Source organism: Peptostreptococcus porci, assembly GCF_009695815.1.
GTDB lineage: Bacteria > Bacillota > Clostridia > Peptostreptococcales > Peptostreptococcaceae > Peptostreptococcus > Peptostreptococcus porci.
This window is the reverse complement of sequence record NZ_VUNE01000005.1, coordinates 179,896-199,317: the sequence shown is the minus strand read 5'-3', so window position 1 is coordinate 199,317 and position 19,422 is coordinate 179,896. Positions and strand designations below refer to the sequence as shown.

General features: G+C 34.9%; 17 protein-coding genes and 1 other annotated feature. Of the genes, 16 read left to right on the top strand and 1 reads right to left on the bottom strand.

Going from position 1 to position 19,422, the window contains the following annotated elements; translation table 11 throughout:
- The first annotated feature begins 30 nt into the window (after nt 1-30).
- The 12 genes from rsfS to FYJ71_RS09555 all read left to right on the top strand — a co-directional run bounded on the left by rsfS (nt 31) and on the right by FYJ71_RS09555 (nt 12,873).
- Nucleotides 31-372 (top strand): ribosome silencing factor, encoded by a 342-nt coding sequence (gene rsfS / locus FYJ71_RS09610; RefSeq protein WP_154538645.1) that lies wholly within the window; start codon nt 31-33, stop codon nt 370-372.
- Between the two features lie 209 nt (nt 373-581).
- Nucleotides 582-775: a binding site (T-box leader), on the top strand.
- Between the two features lie 90 nt (nt 776-865).
- Entirely contained in the window at nt 866-3,286 is a 2,421-nt protein-coding gene (gene leuS, locus FYJ71_RS09605) for a leucine--tRNA ligase (protein WP_154538644.1), read from the top strand.
- Between the two features lie 265 nt (nt 3,287-3,551).
- Entirely contained in the window at nt 3,552-4,481 is a 930-nt protein-coding gene (locus FYJ71_RS09600) for a DMT family transporter (protein ID WP_154538643.1), read from the top strand.
- Between the two features lie 243 nt (nt 4,482-4,724).
- Entirely contained in the window at nt 4,725-5,033 is a 309-nt protein-coding gene (gene rplU / locus FYJ71_RS09595) for a 50S ribosomal protein L21 (RefSeq protein ID WP_091993750.1), read from the top strand.
- Between the two features lie 9 nt (nt 5,034-5,042).
- Complete coding sequence (locus tag FYJ71_RS09590; protein ID WP_154538642.1) at nt 5,043-5,360, top strand: ribosomal-processing cysteine protease Prp; 318 nt, start codon at nt 5,043-5,045, stop codon at nt 5,358-5,360.
- 13 nt (nt 5,361-5,373) lie between these two features.
- A complete protein-coding gene (gene rpmA / locus FYJ71_RS09585) occupies nt 5,374-5,664 on the top strand; it encodes a 50S ribosomal protein L27 (protein WP_091993747.1) in 291 nt (96 codons plus the stop codon).
- A 136-nt stretch (nt 5,665-5,800) separates the two neighbouring features.
- Nucleotides 5,801-7,081: a GTPase ObgE gene (gene obgE, locus FYJ71_RS09580; RefSeq protein ID WP_154538641.1), complete on the top strand. Its 1,281-nt coding sequence runs from the start codon at nt 5,801-5,803 to the stop codon at nt 7,079-7,081.
- A 21-nt stretch (nt 7,082-7,102) separates the two neighbouring features.
- On the top strand, nt 7,103-7,465 hold the full coding sequence (locus tag FYJ71_RS09575) for a YhbY family RNA-binding protein (protein WP_320798450.1): 363 nt from the start codon (nt 7,103-7,105) through the stop codon (nt 7,463-7,465).
- 147 nt (nt 7,466-7,612) lie between these two features.
- Nucleotides 7,613-8,830: a threonine ammonia-lyase gene (gene ilvA, locus FYJ71_RS09570; protein WP_154538640.1), complete on the top strand. Its 1,218-nt coding sequence runs from the start codon at nt 7,613-7,615 to the stop codon at nt 8,828-8,830.
- 84 nt (nt 8,831-8,914) lie between these two features.
- Nucleotides 8,915-9,292, top strand: coding sequence for a RidA family protein (locus FYJ71_RS09565; RefSeq protein ID WP_091993740.1), 378 nt, complete (start codon nt 8,915-8,917; stop codon nt 9,290-9,292).
- Between the two features lie 378 nt (nt 9,293-9,670).
- The gene (locus FYJ71_RS09560; RefSeq protein ID WP_154538639.1) at nt 9,671-12,346 is read left to right on the top strand and encodes a cation-translocating P-type ATPase; all 2,676 of its coding nucleotides are present in this window, start codon (nt 9,671-9,673) and stop codon (nt 12,344-12,346) included.
- Nucleotides 12,347-12,549: 203 nt separating this feature from the next.
- Entirely contained in the window at nt 12,550-12,873 is a 324-nt protein-coding gene (locus FYJ71_RS09555) for a DUF2325 domain-containing protein (RefSeq protein WP_091993737.1), read from the top strand.
- Nucleotides 12,874-12,992: 119 nt separating this feature from the next.
- Here FYJ71_RS09555 and FYJ71_RS09550 read toward each other — a convergent pair whose 3' ends face one another.
- On the bottom strand, nt 12,993-14,729 hold the full coding sequence (locus FYJ71_RS09550; protein ID WP_154538638.1) for a D-alanyl-D-alanine carboxypeptidase family protein: 1,737 nt from the start codon (nt 14,727-14,729) through the stop codon (nt 12,993-12,995).
- 218 nt (nt 14,730-14,947) lie between these two features.
- On the opposite strand from FYJ71_RS09550, the gene FYJ71_RS09545 reads away from it, so the two are divergent.
- The 4 genes from FYJ71_RS09545 to selA all read left to right on the top strand — a co-directional run bounded on the left by FYJ71_RS09545 (nt 14,948) and on the right by selA (nt 19,419).
- Nucleotides 14,948-15,700 carry a helix-hairpin-helix domain-containing protein gene (locus tag FYJ71_RS09545; protein ID WP_154538637.1) on the top strand — a complete coding sequence of 251 codons (753 nt, stop codon included), beginning with the start codon at nt 14,948-14,950 and terminating at the stop codon, nt 15,698-15,700.
- Between the two features lie 81 nt (nt 15,701-15,781).
- Nucleotides 15,782-16,768 (top strand): ornithine cyclodeaminase family protein, encoded by a 987-nt coding sequence (locus FYJ71_RS09540; RefSeq protein ID WP_154538636.1) that lies wholly within the window; start codon nt 15,782-15,784, stop codon nt 16,766-16,768.
- Nucleotides 16,769-16,882: 114 nt separating this feature from the next.
- Nucleotides 16,883-17,935, top strand: coding sequence for a selenide, water dikinase SelD (selD, locus tag FYJ71_RS09535; RefSeq protein ID WP_154538635.1), 1,053 nt, complete (start codon nt 16,883-16,885; stop codon nt 17,933-17,935).
- Nucleotides 17,936-17,967: 32 nt separating this feature from the next.
- Nucleotides 17,968-19,419 (top strand): L-seryl-tRNA(Sec) selenium transferase, encoded by a 1,452-nt coding sequence (gene selA / locus FYJ71_RS09530; protein WP_154538634.1) that lies wholly within the window; start codon nt 17,968-17,970, stop codon nt 19,417-19,419.
- Nucleotides 19,420-19,422: the final 3 nt, after the last annotated feature.

Sequence of the window (19,422 nt, the reverse complement as noted above, 5' to 3'; positions counted from 1 at the left end):
TGTAAGTGGTATTGGAATATGGAGGTAAATATGGAGACAGTGGAAAAAATGGCTAAACTGATCTATGACGCTATTGATGACAAGTTGGGTCAGGATATTGCTGTTTTAAATGTAGGAAAGGTTTCAAGCCTGTGTGATTATTTTATTATAGCTTCTGGTTCGTCTAGTAGACAGGTGAAGGCCATTGCTGACAGCGTTGAAGATGCAATGACAGAGATTGGTGTAGAGCCAAGAGGCAAAGAAGGTAGAGAAACACAGAATTGGATTCTTTTGGACTATGGTGACATTATAGTTCATGTTTTTGATGAAGAAAACAGAGGTTTCTATAATCTAGAGAAGTTGTGGAAAGATGCACCATACGTAGAGTTATAGGTTATTATCGTTTTTGAAACATAGAGTTAATATAATAAAATACGGTGTTTTTGATAAAAATAATTTTTTAGATATATATAATAAAAAAATTGTATATTTATTATTAAAAATAATAAAAAAATTAAAAATAGTATTGACTATATAAATACTGTGTGATATCATTAGAAAATAATTTAAATAAATATGAATTATCTGAAAATTAAAGATGATTATTTTATATGGATCGGAGTAGTAGGTGTTAGGAAGTTTTTCAGAGAGTTATCGGTTGCTGTGAGATAACAATGGACTGCATCGAACTTGTCGATATAAAACCATAAACCGTTGTTGGTTTAAAGACTTACCGAGTGAGCTGTCTAATAGATGGCTAATTAGGGTGGTACCGCGAGATATACTCGTCCCTAGACAATTATTGTTTAGTGACGAGTTTTTTTATTGGATAATTATTTATTTGTTTTGTGAAATTCGATCAGGGTTAATGTTTTGGAGGTAAAATATGAGTGTATATGATTTTAGAGAAATTGAAAAAAAATGGCAGACAAAATGGAAAGACAACAACCAATATAAGATGGATACAAGGGATGAAAGCAAGCCAAAGTACTATTGCTTGGAAATGTTTCCTTATCCATCAGGAAAAATCCATATGGGACACGTTAGAAACTATTCAATAGGTGACGTTGTTGCTAGATTTAAAAAAATGGAAGGCTATAATGTGCTTCATCCAATGGGATGGGATTCATTTGGATTACCTGCAGAAAATGCAGCTATAAAAAATGGAATTCATCCTCATATTTGGACTATGTCAAATATAGAAGAAATGAAAGAACAGTTGAATGTGCTTGGTTTAAGCTATGATTGGGACAGAGAGGTAACGACATCGACTCCTGAATACTATAAATGGACTCAGAAGATATTCTTGGAATTTTATAAAGAAGGATTGGCATATAAAAAGAACTCTTTCGTTAACTGGTGTCCTTCATGTGAAACTGTTTTGGCAAATGAGCAGGTTGTTCAAGGATGTTGTGAAAGATGCGACTCAGTAGTTGAGAAAAAGGAATTAGAGCAGTGGTATTTTAAAATTACTGATTTTGCTGAGGATTTGTTGAAGGATTTGGATAAGCTTGATGGTTGGCCAGAAAAGGTTAAGTTAATGCAAAGAAACTGGATTGGAAAGAGTCATGGTGCAACTATCGACTTTAAAATTAAAGATAGCGATGAAACAATTACTGTTTATACAACTAGACCTGATACTGTATATGGAACTACTTTTATGGTCGTTGCGCCAGAAGCTCCACTTGCCAGAGAACTAGTAAAGGGAACAGAATATGAAGCTGTTTTGGATAATTTCCTAACAAAAATTCATTCTTTATCTTCAATTGAAAGAGAGTCTGCGAGCCTTGAAAAAGAGGGCGAATTTATTGGTAAGGTCGTAATAAATCCATTGACAGGAAAAGAAATTCCAATTTGGGTAGCAAACTATGTGTTAGCTGACTACGGAACTGGGGCTGTAATGGGTGTACCTGCACATGATGAGAGAGATAATGATTTTGCTGTTAAGTATAATTTCGATATTATTCCTGTAATCGACGAAAATGATAAGATGATCAATTCACAGGAATTTAATGGAATGACAAAGGAAGAAGCATTTGACGGCATTATTGAAAAGCTTGAAAGCGAAGGAAAAGGGAACAAAAAGACAAATTACAGATTGAGAGACTGGCTGATATCTAGACAGAGATATTGGGGCTGTCCAATACCTGTGGTATACTGCGACGATTGTGGAATAGTTCCAGTTGACGATGCTGATCTACCTGTGTTATTGCCAACAGATGTTGAATTTACTGGAAGGGGAGAATCTCCACTTACAACATCAGAGTCATTTAAGTCTTGCACTTGTCCAAAATGTGGAAAGCCAGCGAGAAGAGAAGTAGATACTATGGATACATTTGTCGACTCTTCTTGGTACTTTATGAGATATATTGACAATAAAAATGAGGAAAATGTATTTGATTCAGATATAGTGAACAAATGGATGCCTGTTGACCAGTATATTGGTGGTGTTGAACACGCAATTCTTCATTTATTGTACGCTAGGTGGTTTACAAAGGCATTTAAGAAAATGGGCTGGACTGTACATGATGAGCCATTCCAGAATTTACTAACTCAAGGTATGGTATTGATGGATGGAAGTAAAATGTCGAAATCAAAGGGCAATACAATATCTCCAATGGAAATAATAGAAAAATTTGGTGCTGATACTGCCAGATTGTTTATTTTATTTGCTGCACCACCTGAAAGAGACTTGGATTGGTCTGATGCGGGCGTAGAGGGTTGCTTTAAGTTTATAAATAGAGTGTACAGAGTAGTGGATGAGTTGTCTTACTTGGCTGGAAAAGACGTTGAATTTGGAGAATTGAATAAACAGGATCAAGAGATGAGAGCCAAGACAAACTCAACAATGAAGAAGGTTACTGAGGATTTAAGTGTTAAATTCGGTTTTAATACGGCAATAGCATCATTGATGGAATTGGTCAACGAACTATACAAGTATAAAGAGCTTGATAATAGAAATGAAGCAGTTCTGAAAGAAGCTCTTGAAGCTATTGTAGTTATAATTGCACCATTTACACCACATCTTGGTGAAGAGCTATGGACAATGATTGGCAAAGAGGGAAGCGTGTTTGATATTTCTTGGCCAAAATATGATGAATCTGCAATACAATTGGATGAAATTGAAATAGTTGTTCAGGTAAATGGAAAAGTTAGAAGTAAAATAATGGTTCCTGTTGAAATTACCGAAGATGAAATGAAAGAATCTGCACTTTCAGATGATAGAGTGAAGGAGTTTATTGAAGGAAAATCGATAGTAAAAGTCGTTTCAATTCCTTCTAAATTGGTAAATATTGTTGTGAAGTAAAAATTTAAAAAATATATCGAAAGAGTATTGAAATATAGGAAAGACTATGTTAAGATATGTGTGTAGGATGCTTGAAACGATGAAAGTATCTTAGAAAAACTAGGAAGTATTTTCATGGACATATAGGCAAACTATATTGAAAAGAATATTTTATATATGATTATAAGGGTTATTGCTGATGCGATGCCCTTTTTCTTGTGAAAAAACACCTTTGTTTACCGTCAGTTAATTTGGGTGTAATTGTTATTTTGTAGGAGGATTTATAATGGATAATCAAAGGAAGAGAGAACTAAAAGGTGCGACACTTCTCATGTTCACTTCTATAATCTGGGGAGTTGCATTCGTATTTCAAAAAACAGGAATGGAACATATTGGACCATTTGCATTTAATTTTTTCAGATGTGGAGTGTGCGTTTTGTTTTTATTCGCCATGAATTTTTTCTTTTCACAAAGAAATAAGAGGTCGACAGAATTGGTAGCCGAGGAAAATAAGTATAAATGGTATAAGGATAAACCGCTTATAACTGGTGGATTGGTTACTGGAACAGCATTGTTTCTCGCAATGAGCACACAGCAGATAGGAATGGTAAGCACGACAGCATCAAAAGCTGGTTTTATTACTACGATGTATATAGTCTTGGTACCTATTATGGGAATGTTTTATGGGAGAAAGGTAAATGGCAAAATGTGGCTTTGTGTATTGGTTGCCGCAGTTGGATTATATCTGCTGTCAATTAAGGAAGGATTCATCATTGAAAAAGGTGATTTTTTTGTATTCCTTTCAGCTATTTTCTTTGGACTTCAGATTATTGCAATAGATTTATTTGCACCAAAGGCAGATGCGATTAAGCTTTCAATGATACAATTCATAACATCTGGTACACTTTCCTTTATAGCGATGCTATTCCTTGAAACAGTTACTGTTCAAGGTGTAATGTCTGCTGGTGTGGCAATACTTTATACTGGGTTGTTTTCAAGTGGAATAGGATTTACTTTGCAGATTGTGGCACAGAAGAATTTGCAGCCGACTGTTTCATCATTGATTATGAGTACAGAATCGGGAATATCAGTAATTGCCGGAGTTTTGATTCTAGGTGAAATGTTGACTAAAAGAGAGATTTTGGGATGTATAATAATGGCAGTTGCGGTTGTAGCAGCTCAAGTTAAGCTACCGAAAAATCAAGCGAATCAGTAAAAATTATTAGTTTTCAAAAATTAGGTAAATTCTACTTTTATCAATTTACTAGAATTTACTTTGCGAATTAACATTTTCAAAAATTATTTATGAAATATATTGACTCTTGGCAGTCGATTTAGTATAATATTAAGGTAATGCCGCACGGTAGAGGTAGCTGCACACTTTTTGTAGTGCTTGGCACAAAATTTTACATATTGTAAATACCTGATCCGGCGAGTTTGAGAACAAGGAGGTGTATATATGTACGCTATAGTGAAAACTGGAGGAAAGCAGTATAAGGTTTCTGAAGGTGATGTTCTTTTCGTTGAAAAGCTAGAGGCTAACGAAGGTGATGTTATAACTTTAAACGAAGTATTAGCAGTTAATAACGGTGAACTTAAGTTAGGTACTCCTGTAGTTGAAGGCGCATCTGTTCAGGCTAAGGTTTTGGAACAGGGTAAAGATAAGAAGATTATCGTTTATAAGTATAAGCCAAAAAAAGACTATAGAAGAAAGAACGGTCATCGTCAGCTATATACTAAGTTAGTAGTTGAAAAGATTAACGCTTAATAAGATAATATGATAAAAGCAATCTTTTATTATGATGAAAAAGAGAGAATAATAGGCTTTGAGTTAAAAGGTCATGCAGGTTATGATGAATTTGGATATGACATTGTCTGTTCGGCTGTTACAAGCAATTCTATTGCAGTTATTAACTCGCTAGATAGCCTGTTGAAAGTCAGTCCCAAAAAAATAGTGGCAGAGGATGGAAATATAATTCTTGAATTGTTTGAGAAGGATATCGAAAAATCACAGTTGCTATTGAGACATTTGAGACTTGCTTTGGAGGAAATTAGTAAAGAATATCCAAAAAATATAAAAATATTTGAGAAGTAGGGGGTGACTCCAGATGTTAAAAATGAATTTACAGCTTCTTGCATCTAAAAAAGGGGTAGGTTCTTCTAAGAACGGTAGAGATTCTATCTCAAAGAGACTTGGTGTAAAGAGATATGATGGTCAAGTTGTTACTGCTGGTTCTATAATAGTTAGACAGAGAGGTACAAAGATTCATCCAGGAACTAATGTTGGTAAGGGTGGAGATGACACTTTATTTGCACTAATCGAAGGAAAAGTTAAATTTGAAAGATTGGACAAGAAGAGAAAGAAAGTAAGTATATATCCAGTAGAATTGGCTGAATAATACAATGATAGAGCTATCACTTTGATAGCTCTTATTTTTTGTAAAGATGAGTATTGTAAAGATATAAAAAAATAGAGAAAAAAATCACGAAAAGTGGTAAAATAATAGATGATAGTATTTAGAAAGGACACGGCATATGTTTGTAGACAAGGCGAAAATATTTGTCAAGGCCGGTAACGGAGGAAATGGATCCGTTTCATTTAGGCGTGAAAAATATGTACCTGCAGGTGGACCAGATGGTGGAGATGGTGGTAGAGGCGGCAGTATTATTATTGAAGCTGATGGAGCACTGAGAACTCTTATGGACTTTAAATATAAAACAAAGTATTCTGCACCAAGTGGTGAAGATGGTTCAAAGAAAAGAAGAGCCGGCAAAAATGGTGAAGATCTTTTATTAAAGGTGCCTGAAGGGACAATTATTAGAGATGAAAAAACAGGTCTGGTTATCGCAGATTTGAAAAATAGTGGCGACAGAATTGTGGTTGCAAAGGGTGGCTTTGGTGGAAAAGGAAATCAGCATTTTGCTAATGCTGTTAGGCAAGCTCCTGCATTTGCAAAATCAGGAACTGATGGACAGGAAAGATGGATTGTGCTTGAATTGAAGATGATAGCAGATGTTGGATTATTAGGCTTCCCTAATGTCGGAAAATCAACTTTTCTTTCTATTGTTACCTCAGCGAAACCCAAAATTGCAAACTACCATTTCACTACAATTACTCCTAATCTAGGAGTTGTAAAGACTAGACATGGTGAAAGTTTTGTAATGGCTGATATTCCTGGAATAATAGAGGGTGCAGCAGATGGAGTTGGACTAGGACACGATTTCCTGAGACATGTTGAAAGGACAAAAGTGCTTATTCATATTGTAGATATTTCAGGTATTGAGGGTAGAGATCCTATTGAAGACTTTGAAAAGATTAACTCGGAGCTTAAATTATATAATGAAAAATTGGCAAAAAGACCGCAGATTGTGGTTGCAAATAAATCAGATTTGTTGTTCGACGACAGTATTTATGCTGATTTTAAGAAAAATCTAGAGGATAATGGATATGAAGTATTCAAGATGTCTGCAGCGACAAGAGAAGGTGTTGATGAGGTTATAGATAGGGTTGTTCAGGTATTGGCAGAATCAAGTGAAATTGAGCTTGTATCTGAGGATGAAATCTATAGACCAGAAGATGATGTAAATGAAGATGAGGGATTGTTTATTGAAGTTGATGAAAATGGAGTATATGTTGTTAAAGGCAAGGAATTGAGAAGAATAATGTATTCTGTAAACTTTGATGATGTAGAGTCACTTCAGTACTTCCAAAATCAAATGGAATCTCGTGGTGTGTTCGATAAGCTGAGAGCCATGGGGATTGAAGATGGTGATTCGGTTAAGATATATGAACTCGAATTCGAATTCTACAATTAAAGATATTAATGGAGGAGCAAAGTGTTAAAGGGAAAACAAAGAGCGTATTTGAAGTCTTTGGCAAATAGTATGAAGCCGATTACTCAGATAGGTAAAGATGGTGTGAGCACGGACTTTCTAGAGTCACTTGATGATATGCTGAGAGCCAGAGAGCTAGTAAAGGTTAATATACTGGAAAACTCTGGGCTTGATGCCAAGGAGTGTGCAAATTTTGTATGTGAAAAATTGCGCTGTGAGTTTGTTCAGGCAATAGGATCTAAATTTACTGTTTATAGAAAAAATATTGAAAATCCTAAAATAATATTTCCTGGACATGAACAGGCTGTTGCTAAAAATAAAAAGACTATAGCCAAGAAGTTTGTGACAAAGAGAATGGGTAGATAGCAAAGGCTATAGAATAGCCAATTTGTTTAGTATGATTTTATTATGCATTAATATTGCGTAGAGTTTTGACTATGCGCAGTATTAGTGTGTAAAAAATATTAATAAATATCAATTAAATATCAATAATCAAAGAGAAGGTGGTTTATCATGGAAAAAGTAACTTTGAAAGACATTCAAAACGCTAGAGAGGTAATTAAGGATATCATTCTTGAAACTGATATTCTTGAAAACGTTAGACTGTCTGAAAAAACTGGTGCCAGAATATTTTATAAGTGTGAAAACTTGCAGAGAACAGGTTCTTTTAAGGTGAGAGGTGCTTGCAATAAGATTGCGAGTTTGACTGAAGAAGAAAAATCACATGGTGTTATAGCATCAAGTGCCGGAAACCATGCTCAAGGTGTTGCATTGGGGGCAAAGCAAGCAGGAATCAAGGCTACGATATGTATGCCTGCAAATGCGCCTCTATCAAAGGTGGCTGCAACAAAGAGCTATGGTGCAAACGTTGTTTTAAACGGAAATGTATATGATGATGCACTGGCAAAGGCCAAGGAGATACAAGCTGAAACAGGTGCGACATTCTTGGATCCATTTAACGATAAATATGTCATTGCAGGTCAAGGAACAATTGGTCTTGAAATATTCGAGCAGAGAAGCGGAGAGGTAGATACTGTAATTGTACCAATCGGTGGAGGTGGTATTATTGCTGGTATTGCAACTGCTTTAAAGGGATTAAATCCAGATATCAAAATTATTGGTGTTCAGACAGCAAATATTCCTTCAATGAAGGTATCATTTGAAGCTGGAAAGGTAACGTCAGCATTTAATGATATAACTATAGCAGATGGTATTGCAGTAAAAACTCCTGGAGATTTGACATTTGATATTATTTCAAAGAACGTGGATCAGGTTATAACAGTTACAGAAGAGGAGATAGCAGAAGCAATTTTGTTTATGATGGAAAATCAGAAATTGGTGTCTGAAGGTGCTGGTGCAGTAAGTACTGCTGCGTTACTTTCCGGAAAATACGTTCCAAATAAAGGGGAAAATGTTGTTTGCGTTGTTTCTGGTGGAAATATTGACATAAACACTCTTTACAGAATAATGAGCGTTGCATTGAAAAAACAAGGTAGAAGGATAAGTTTTATTGCTGAAATACCTGATGTTCCAGGTTCATTGTCAAAATTGGTTTCAATAATAGCAAACAATGGAGCCAATATATTGAATATTTCTCAGGAAAAGCTGGCAGAGGGAAAATTTGTTAAAAAACAAATAGTTGAAGCGACAATAGAAACAATAGATTTTGACCAAATTAATAGAATTAAGTCAGATTTTATTGAAAACGGAATAAAAGTAGAATTTATATAAAAAAACATTTTTTTATTGTATTGACAGTCAAAAAAGTGTTATAATTATTGTGAAAGATAAAGTGATTTTTAGGAGGAAAAAATTATGTCAGAAGTTATTTTCACAGATAAGGCTCCAGCAGCTGTTGGACCATATTCACAGGCAATAAAGGCGGGTAATGTAGTATATTGTTCTGGACAAATTCCATTGGTTCCAGAAACTGGAGCATTAGTTGAAGGTGATATAAAGGCTCAAGCTGAACAGTCGTTAAAGAACGTTAAGGCTGTGGTTACTGAAGCTGGTGCTGACTTAACTAATATAGTTAAAACTACTGTTTACTTGGTAGATATGGCGGACTTTGGTGCAGTAAACGAAGTTTATTCTGATTTCTTTGGCGATCACAAGCCAGCAAGATCTTGTGTTGCTGTTAAGGAATTGCCAAAGGGGGCAAAGGTTGAAGTTGAGGTATTGGTTGTACTGTAATCATATCCTTAAATAGTTTAAGATTTGTTATTTGTTTTTTGGGATCTGCATCCTTTGATGAGGATTTAGTTTGTTTTTTTTGGAAACTCCAAACAGAAAGACTATTATTTTCTATGAAATAAATCATGGAATTTAGCAGTCTTTTTTGTTGACAAAATCATATTTTTGGTGGTATACTTATCAAGTGATGAAGGGGAGTAGCACTATACAATTATTGTATATCTGTTAGTCGTCAGTACAGCGAAAGCTCGGTTAATGGACAAGGATAGCCTTGATAGCAAGACCTTCAGAATAAGCCTTGATGTGGGTTTATTTTGAATGTCGTGTTATCGAGGTTTTTTTATTATTATTTTAAATTTTTGGAGGAAGAAAGCAAAAATGAATTCTATTAAAGACAAAAAGTATTATTTGATGGATTCAGATTCAGTTGTAGAAATATTTGACTCAAATGTTTCTGGACTGTCAAGTGATGAAGTTAAAAAAAGGCAAGAAAAATTCGGTAAAAACGAATTGAGAGAAAAAGAATCAGACCCTACATGGAAGATATTTCTGGAAAGCTTCAAGGACCCGATGGTAATAATCTTGATTGTAGCTGCTGTTATACAAATAATAACAGGCTCTGTGATGGAATCGCTTATTATTTTCTTGGTGCTTATATTAAATGCTGTTTTGGGAACTATTCAGACTAAAAAAGCGGAATCATCTATCAACAGCCTTAAGCAGATGTCTGTACCTAGTGCAAAGGTAATAAGAGATGGTGAAAAGATGACGATTTCTTCAAAAGAAATTGTACCTGGTGATATTGTGTTGCTTGAAGCAGGTGACTATGTTCCATCTGATGGTAGGTTATTAGAGGCTGAATCTTTAAAGATAGTCGAGGGTATGCTGACAGGTGAATCTGAACCAACTGAAAAATCTATTCACAAGCTTGATGAAGATTGTACCGTTGGTGATAGGGTCAATATGGTGTATTCAACATCAATGGTTGTAAACGGAAGAGCTAAGTACGTATGTACGGAAATTGGTATGGATACAGAAATCGGTAAAATTGCTGACCTTCTTGAAAATACAGATGTGAAACAAACACCATTGCAATCAAATATTGAAAGTTTTTCAAAAAAGCTTGGAGTCGCAATAGTAGTGATTTCTTTGTTGATATTTGCGATACAGGTATTTAGAGCATTGACTCATCCAACTGGTCAAGACATAAAGGCAGTAGTATTAAATTCGTTTATGTTTGCTGTTGCAATTGCAGTCGCTGCAATTCCAGAGGCGCTATCTTCAATTGTTACAATCGTGCTGTCTGTTGGAACAAAAACTATGTCGAAGAAGAACTCTATAATTAGGAAGCTGCCAGCTGTTGAAACATTGGGTTCCACATCAGTTATATGTACTGATAAAACAGGAACTCTTACGATGAACAAAATGACAGCAGTAAAATATTTTACATACGATGGAAGCAGCCTTATTTCTAGAGACGTCGAGGATAAACCGGTTCTTGAGGATATAAGCTTTGATAAATTAAATTCTGAAATGATGTTAAATTATGCATCTGCACTATGTAATGATTCGACTGTTAGCGAGGAGGGGCTAGAAATTGGTGATCCAACAGAGGTTGCGCTGACAGTATTTTCAGATAAAATGGGTTATATAACTAATAGAGTGAGAGATACCTTTGCTAGAACTCAAGAGATACCTTTTGATTCTGATAGAAAACTAATGTCAACAGCTCATAAAATTAATGGAAAAAATATTATGTTTACCAAAGGTGCTCCAGATATTGTCTTATCTAGAAGCGTAAAAGTATTGATGGGTGAAAATGTTGTCGACATGAGTTCTGAAATATTGGAAGCTATAAAAAATCAGAATGAAGAGTACTCAAAAAATGCGCTTAGAGTGTTGGCTTTTGGATATAAGGAATTCAACGATGAAATATTAGATGTCGATTTTGAAGATAATTTCGTATTTATCGGACTGATTGCTATGATAGATCCACCGAGAAAAGAAGTTATATATGCAGTTTCGAAAGCCAAAAGTGCTGGAATAAAGCCGATAATGATAACAGGAGACCATAAAACTACTGCAGTGGCAATCGGTAAAGAAATTGGAATATTTGAAGATGGCGACTTATCCTACACAGGTCAAGAATTGGATGATTTGACTGATGAAGAATTAGATAAAAATCTTGAAAAAATAAGCGTGTATGCGAGAGTTTCTCCACAAAACAAGATTAGAATTGTAGGTGCATGGCAAAAGAAAAATAAGGTAACTGCAATGACGGGGGATGGAGTAAATGACGCACCAGCATTGAAAAATGCTGATATTGGTATTGCTATGGGAAGTGGTACTGAGGTTGCAAAGGATGCATCTGCAATGGTCTTGGTTGACGATAACTTCGCAAGTATTGTGGATGCAGTTGAAGTTGGTAGAACTGTATACAGCAATATCAAGAAATCAATTACATATTTGTTCTCAGGAAATTTGGGTGCAATAATATCTATATTGTTTGCGGTATTCGCCGATTGGTCAAATCCTTATACAGCCCTACAGTTGATATTTATTAATATGGTCAATGACTCATTGCCTGCAATAGCATTGGGTATGGAGGGTGCTGAAAAGGGAGTAATGAACAGACCACCAAGAGATAAAAATGAAGGACTTTTGGGTGGAGGAACTTTACAGGCGATACTTTCCAGAGGTGTATTCGTGGGTATTGCCGCAATTCTTGCACAGTTTTTAGGTATGAAATCATCTCCAGAGATGGGTGTGGCTATGGCGTTTACAACATTGCTGTTATCTAGAACTTTTCAAACATTTGCCTGTAGATCTGATTATAATACTTCTTTTGGCATTGGTTTTTTCACTAACAAGTATGTATTGATGGCAGTGGTTGTTTGCTTGACGCTGCTTGGAGTGGTATTGCTTCCACCAGTTAGACCTATATTTATGATACCAGCAGAATTTTCTACTACAAATTTATTGACTTCATTTGGGTTGGCATTGGCTTCGGTTGCTTGTATGGAAGCTGTGAAGATAATAAGAAAAAATAAGTAATAGAATAATAAATAAAAAAACAATAAAAATAAATAAAAATTATTCTCAATTAGATATTGACAAATTGGATGAAATATTTTATTATATTAACAAGGATGATAATCATTATCATCCTTGTTATTTTAGAAAAAATGGTCTCGGGTGAGATAATCACTATTTGAGACTTGGGAGATAATTTGCAAGTGTTTTAAGGGGGAATGATTATGGGTCTATTAGTTATCGGTGGACACGAAAGAATGGAAAAAGATTACTATAAAATGGCAAAGAACATGGGATTTAAACCAAAGATATATACTACTATGTCTAGTCAAGTGAAAAATTCAATCGGAAGTCCCGATGCTATTATTATAATGACTTCGACAGTTTCACACAAGCTGACAAAAATTGTTGAAAACCAAGCGAAAAAGATGAATATTCCAATTTTTAGACACAAGAATAGCAGTAAGGTGGCTTTTTCGGAATGTCTCAACGAAATAAATGTTTGTTTGGGTAATTGTGAAAATTGTAAAAGATGCAAGAACAATTAACATAAAAATTTGGTTAAGGTAGTTTAACCAAAAAAGTGGTAGCAAAATTTGTAATAATACAATATGCTACCACTTTTGTTTTGTCATTATTTTTTATATTAATTGCTAATAAGTTTATTTTATTCTTTTCTAGAGTTGATATCTTCAGGTTTTGTTGAATTAGAATTATTATCGGAGGAATTAGTATCGCTATCATCTAATTTACTTGTCTCGATGTCGTTTTTAGCTTTTCTTGAGCTAAGTCTTCCAAGTATCGCATCTTTTAATATTCCAATTATTAATATCAAGAATAGAAGAATTACAATTACAGGAACACCAATAATTACATATTTTGAAGGAACTATCTTTATCTTAGATGATATTTCATCGTCCAAAAACTTATAAAAAGAGCTCTTTTCAAATGTAGAAAAGCCACCTCCGAATGTGTTTGTGAAGAATCCCTTTATTTCTTTAAACATTCCCCAAATACCATGTGCTGAATTTTCTATTTCAGATTTTACTTTTTTTCCGCTGTTGACTACTTTGTTTACAACGCCAGCTTCATTTTTATTATCAGTATTTGATTTGTTTGAATCAGATTCTGAGGATTTATCATTTGATGATGAATCTGAAGCTGAGGTATTATTTGTAGAATCTGAGCTGTCCTTACTAGAATTTTTGTTTTCATCATTTAGGAAAGGTATTTTTGATTTGATGATATCCCAATATGAATTAACATCATTTTCAGCGATCAAGGCAATGCTGGAAACCATATTTGTTTTTTGGTAAATATTCATTGTTCCTATTACATCACCTTTTTTAACAGGCAAATCAAGCTTATCAAAATTAAACTTTTTTGTGTAGTCGCCTGTATTTATTTTTTCATTTATATCCTGTGTAACACTAAAGCTATTGGCAGGGGAAAACTTAACCTTGTTAGGCGAAGCAAATTTGATGTTTTTTTCACCGACTAAATCCTTTTTATCAAAAATTGTGACCGTTTTGAAGTTGTCGAACCCATAATCCAATAATGCTCTAGAATCGTGATATAAATTTCCAGATGGGGCGAAAAATACTGATGATATCATTCTTATTCCGTCTTTTTCACCAGTTGAAACCAGACAATTACCAGCATCGTCAGTATAGCCTGTCTTTATTCCATCGACAACCTCATATTTTATAGGTGTTTGTTTTCCCTTATAGTCCATAGAGTCTGTTGATGTCAAAAATTTATTACTATTTATCAGTGTTCGCTCTACCTTACAAGTATTGCTTACTTTGAATTTTACACTTTTCTTTGCTACAATGCTTTTTATCAGGTTATCTCCATAGGCAACTCTTGATAAAATTGTCATATCTTTCGCAGTTGTGTAGTGGTTTTCGTCTGGCAATCCATGAGGGTTGTTGAAATGAGTCTTTTTTGCTCCGTACTTCTTTGCTTCCTCATTCATAAAATCTATAAATTTTTGAGGATTTCCGCCACCAAAATGCTTTGCCAAGACATAGGCGACATCATTAGACGAGTGTATTAACAATGATTCAAGCAGTTCATTTACAGTGAATTTTTCTCCGTTTTCAAGATACATGCTTGAGCCGTCTACCTCTGGCATATCCTTTATTTCTATTTGCTCATTTAGGTCTTTTGCCTTCTCTATAACACAAAATGCAGTCCATATTTTTGTTGTAGATGCAGGATAGATTTTACTTTCAGCATTTTTTTCGTATAAAATTTTTCCGGAATCATAATCCATCAAGACCATGTATTTTGCTTTTAGATTGTCAAATTCTTTGATCTCGGCAAAAGATAAAATCGTAGACGTCGAAAATAACGTTATCGTTGATACCAGCACAATCAATTTTGAAGCTATTTTTTTCATATAAATAATCAGATAAGTTGATATCTGCTCCTTTCCAAGAAAAATAATAAATCGTTTAATTTCGTACTATATTTTCGAAAAATAATTCAAGTATTAGTTCAATACAGTACTACCTTCTAGTATACCATAAAGTTTGAAAAAAATTCCACAAGAATAATTAAAAATCATTTCTTTGTGACTATAATATTAATAATACAAAAAAGAGGTGTGGTGTGGCTATGGAAAGATACAAAAAAATGATTAAAGATAAGATTGTAGAAATAGGTGTGAAGAAAGTTGTACTGACTGGTCTAATATTGGCAATAGTGATGATAAGGATAGTTTTTCCACAGTTAAATTCGACTTTTGGAAAAAGATATTTGATTGAAGGTAATGGAGTCAATTCATCTAGTGAAGGAAGAGATGAAGCTTTGAGAATCGAAAATCAAAGCGACAATTCTCAGAACAATATTGTTAAAGAAGAGGATAGCAGTGGAGCATTAGACAAAAATATTACGGTTTATATTACTGGGGCTATTTCGAGTCCAGGTGTAATAACCTTAAAAACAGGCAGCAGATTAGACGATGCAGTGAAGAAATTGGGTGGGTTATCGAAGGATGCAGATTATAATAGGATTAACTTGGCGATGATATTAGAAGATGGACAACACTATATTATTCCGATTGTAGGTCAGCAAGAAAATAATCATCAGGTAGCTGTATCAGAAATTACTGGTGGGACAAATGAAAGCAACTCTGTAGGTTCTTCACAGAAAAATAATGATACTGCGAATAATTCAAAGATAAACATAAATATTGCCTCTAAAGATGAGCTAGAAAAAATACCGGGAGTTGGACCGGCGACTTCTCAAAAAATAATAGACTATAGGGAAAAGTCGGGTAAATTTGAGAAAATTGAGGATATAAAGAAGGTAAGCGGAATTGGAGATAAAAAATTTGAAAATATGAAAGAATATATAGGAGTAAATTAGAATTTTAAAATAATTGGATTGTTTTTATCGATATGGTATAATTAAAGTAATTACTACGATTTATTATTGGGAGGATATAGTATGCTTTTCTTAGATAGAGACGATATAAAAAATGTTTTTAATATGAAGGATGCAATTGAGGCTGACAAGATTGCTTATTCTATTTTTAGCGATGGGAAGGGTGAGTCGCCTTTGAGGACGAACTTTGAATCCAAATCGGAGAAGGGTAATGTTTTATTTATGCCTGGATATGTTGGAGATTTGGGTGTTGCTGGTTTAAAGGTAGTCTCAGTGTTTCCAAATAATGATAAGCATGGACTTCCTTCTATTTCTGGGACAGTAATGCTAGTCGATGATAAAACTGGTCTATTGAAGGTGATATTGGACGGAACCTATGTCACAGAACTGAGAACTGGTGCTTCGACAGGTGCTGCAATAAGTCTTTTTGCTAGAAAAGGCTCAAGAATAGCTTGCTTATTTGGAACAGGAGGACAGGCAGAATCACAGTTTGATGCGATTTTGGCAGCCTGTGATACGATTGAAGAAATCAGGGTATATAGTAGAAATAAGAATAATAGAGTTAAGTTTGTAGACAAAATGGTTGAAAAATATGGAACAGATTTGATAAAAATAGTTGCTGCTAACGACAAGGAAAGTGCTTTGGATAATGCGGATATAATTGTCCTGGCTACCACTTCACAAGTTCCTGTAATAAATGGAGATTTAATTAAAAAGGGATCTTTGATAAGTGGAATTGGTTCATATACACCAGCCATGCATGAGATAGATGAAAAGACTTTATTGAAAGCTGACAAAATATATTTTGATTCAAAGGATGCAGTTTTGTCGGAGGCAGGGTGCTTTATTACACCTTTAAAAAACGGAACAATTTCCGAAGACAGGTTTACAGGAGATATTGGGGATTTTATAAATGGAAAGCTAATCGGAAGAGAAAATGATGATGAAATAATAGTTTTCAAGTCTGTAGGAATCAGTGTTCAAGATTTGGTGACAGGAGAATTAATCTATAAAAAGGCTGTAGAAAAAGGCGTTGGAAAGCAAGTATAGTTTATTAATAGTTGAATTTTGAGGGGATATTGTCAATTGATATTGTCCCCTTTCTAGTTAATTCAGATCTTATAGAAATAATAATTAGATAGTTGAAGTGATAAAGGAGAAAAAATGGCAAAAGAGATATTGAAATTGACAGATATGACAAGTGCTGGTGGCTGAGCTGCTAAGATAGGACCAGAAGAGCTGGCTTCAGTTCTTTCGAAATTACCAAAAAATACTAGTGATAAAATGAAAAACCTAATAGTTGGATTAGATACTGCTGATGATGCGGCAATATACAAGCTGACAGATGATATTGCACTGATACAGACTCTGGATTTTTTTACACCGATGGTAGATGATCCATATATGTTTGGTCAAATTGCAGCAGCAAATGCGTTGTCAGATGTGTATGCAATGGGTGGTGAGCCAACTGTTGCGATGAATATAGTCTGCTTTCCATCCTGCCATGATATGGAAGTTTTAGGCGAAATACTTAGGGGCGGAGCTGATAAGGTAAACGAAAGTGGATGCTTATTGGTTGGTGGACACACAGTCGATGACAAGGAGCCAAAATATGGGCTATCGGTATCGGGCGTTGTTCATCCAGACAAGGTGCTTGCCAATTCTACTTCGAGGGTTGGAGATAAACTGATATTGACAAAACCTTTGGGTGCAGGTATTATGAATACGGCCATGAAGCCCGGCTTGGTGGATAATAAGACTGCTGATTATGTGACTACTGTGATGTCGCATCTCAACAAGTATGCGGCAATGAGCTTTAAAAAGTTTCCAGTAAATGCGGCTACGGATATTACGGGATTTGGAATGCTGGGGCATACGCTAGAGGTTGCGAAGGCATCAAATGTAACAATAAGACTGGATTCAAAGGCTATTCCAATCATGGATCAGGCCTTAGATTTTGCAAGAATGGGAATTATTCCAGAGGGTGCTTACAAGAATATGGGATATGTACAGGATGATGTAATCATATCAGAAAATATAGAGGAGGCTCTTTCAGATATTTTACACGATCCTCAAACGTCTGGTGGATTGCTAGTATCATTGCCTGCTGAGTATGCAAAAGATATGTGCAAAGATATGCTAGAAAACGGATCTATTTGTGCAGAAATAGTGGGAGAGGTAGTAGAAAAAGAAGATAAATTTGTAATAGTCTATTAAATTATAGAAAATTAAACATTGGAGAATAAGTAATGAGCGAAACTAAAACAAACAATAAGAGAAGTTTATTTGCAAAATTGCCTTCAGTCGACGAGATATTAAACGAGAATGAAATTGAAGAAGTATTTGCAAGAATACCTAGAAATACTGTGGTTGACTCTGTTAGAGAAGCGATTGAGTATTATAGAAAAAAAATTATTTCACTTGACGAAAGAGATGTTGAGAATTTTGAACTGAGTAATGAAGATGTGGTCAATAGAGCCATATTCCTTTCTGATAAGTCGTTTGAGCTTTCACTGAAGAAAGTGATAAATGCGACAGGTATAGTTGTCCATACAAATTTAGGGAGATCATTGTTGAGTGAATCGATAAAGGATGAATTGTGGGATGCGGCCTCCAGATACTCAAATCTTGAATACGATATTGAGAAAGGGGCAAGAGGTTCGAGATACTCGCATTTAACGGATATGATAAAAAAGATTACCGGTGCAGAGGATGTGTTGGTTGTTAATAACAATGCTGCTGCGGTATTATTGGTGTTAAGTACGCTTGCAAAAGGTGGAGAAGCAATCGTTTCAAGAGGCGAGCTGGTTGAAGTTGGTGGAGCATTTAGAATACCGAGTATTATGGCACTTAGTGGTTCAACATTGATAGAGGTTGGAGCTACAAACAAAACGCATTACTCCGACTATGAGGATGCAATAAATGAAAATACAAAGGTATTGATGAAGGTGCATACGAGCAACTATAGAATAGTTGGTTTTTCTGAAAGTGTGTCGTTAGAGGAAATGAGAGAATTGGGCGATAAATATGATATTCCTGTTGTTGAAGATCTGGGAAGCGGAGTTTTTGTAGATTTGTCAAAGTATGGTATGACTTACGAGCCAACAGTAAATGATTCATTAAAAAAGGGCGTAGATATCGTAAGTTTTAGTGGTGACAAAATGCTGGGAGGTCCTCAGGCAGGTATTATTGTCGGTAAGAAAAAATACATTGAAAAAATGAAGAAAAATCAACTTACAAGAGCATTGAGAGTTGATAAAATGACAATTGCAGCATTAGAGGCCACACTGAGACTTTATCTTGATGAAGAAAGAGCCGTAAAGGAAATACCTACATTGAGAATGCTGACATATACAATGGACGAGATCGAAGAAAAAGCAAAAAAGCTATATAGTCAAATTAAATCAAGGCTTGAAAACTCTGACGGTGGATTATCTGAACGACTTGAATTATGTATTGAAAGATGTGTTGGTCAGGTTGGTGGTGGATCTATGCCTACCGAAGAATTGGATTCTTTTGCAGTGGTCATAAAAACTAAAGATATGAGTTTGAATAAGTTTGAAGAGGCACTGAGGCTGTCAAAATCTCATATTATCGCAAGGGTTTATGACGAAAAATATGTTTTGGACTGCAGAACTATTTTTGAATCTCAATTTGAAGATATAGCAAAAGAAATTGAAAATATATTACTAGAAAAATAGGGG

What these genes read in the sequence shown, in the direction of transcription:
- rpmA (WP_091993747.1), top strand. Translation starts at nt 5,374, where the DNA reads ATGTTAAAAATGAATTTACAGCTTCTTGCATCTAAAAAAGGGGTAGGT.
- FYJ71_RS09550 (WP_154538638.1), bottom strand. Translation starts at nt 14,729, where the DNA reads ATGAAAAAAATAGCTTCAAAATTGATTGTGCTGGTATCAACGATAACG.
- leuS (WP_154538644.1), top strand. Translation starts at nt 866, where the DNA reads ATGAGTGTATATGATTTTAGAGAAATTGAAAAAAAATGGCAGACAAAA.
- FYJ71_RS09545 (WP_154538637.1), top strand. Translation starts at nt 14,948, where the DNA reads ATGGAAAGATACAAAAAAATGATTAAAGATAAGATTGTAGAAATAGGT.
- FYJ71_RS09565 (WP_091993740.1), top strand. Translation starts at nt 8,915, where the DNA reads ATGTCAGAAGTTATTTTCACAGATAAGGCTCCAGCAGCTGTTGGACCA.
- FYJ71_RS09600 (WP_154538643.1), top strand. Translation starts at nt 3,552, where the DNA reads ATGGATAATCAAAGGAAGAGAGAACTAAAAGGTGCGACACTTCTCATG.
- FYJ71_RS09560 (WP_154538639.1), top strand. Translation starts at nt 9,671, where the DNA reads ATGAATTCTATTAAAGACAAAAAGTATTATTTGATGGATTCAGATTCA.
- selA (WP_154538634.1), top strand. Translation starts at nt 17,968, where the DNA reads ATGAGCGAAACTAAAACAAACAATAAGAGAAGTTTATTTGCAAAATTG.
- obgE (WP_154538641.1), top strand. Translation starts at nt 5,801, where the DNA reads ATGTTTGTAGACAAGGCGAAAATATTTGTCAAGGCCGGTAACGGAGGA.
- FYJ71_RS09540 (WP_154538636.1), top strand. Translation starts at nt 15,782, where the DNA reads ATGCTTTTCTTAGATAGAGACGATATAAAAAATGTTTTTAATATGAAG.
- FYJ71_RS09555 (WP_091993737.1), top strand. Translation starts at nt 12,550, where the DNA reads ATGGGTCTATTAGTTATCGGTGGACACGAAAGAATGGAAAAAGATTAC.
- rplU (WP_091993750.1), top strand. Translation starts at nt 4,725, where the DNA reads ATGTACGCTATAGTGAAAACTGGAGGAAAGCAGTATAAGGTTTCTGAA.
- rsfS (WP_154538645.1), top strand. Translation starts at nt 31, where the DNA reads ATGGAGACAGTGGAAAAAATGGCTAAACTGATCTATGACGCTATTGAT.
- FYJ71_RS09590 (WP_154538642.1), top strand. Translation starts at nt 5,043, where the DNA reads ATGATAAAAGCAATCTTTTATTATGATGAAAAAGAGAGAATAATAGGC.
- ilvA (WP_154538640.1), top strand. Translation starts at nt 7,613, where the DNA reads ATGGAAAAAGTAACTTTGAAAGACATTCAAAACGCTAGAGAGGTAATT.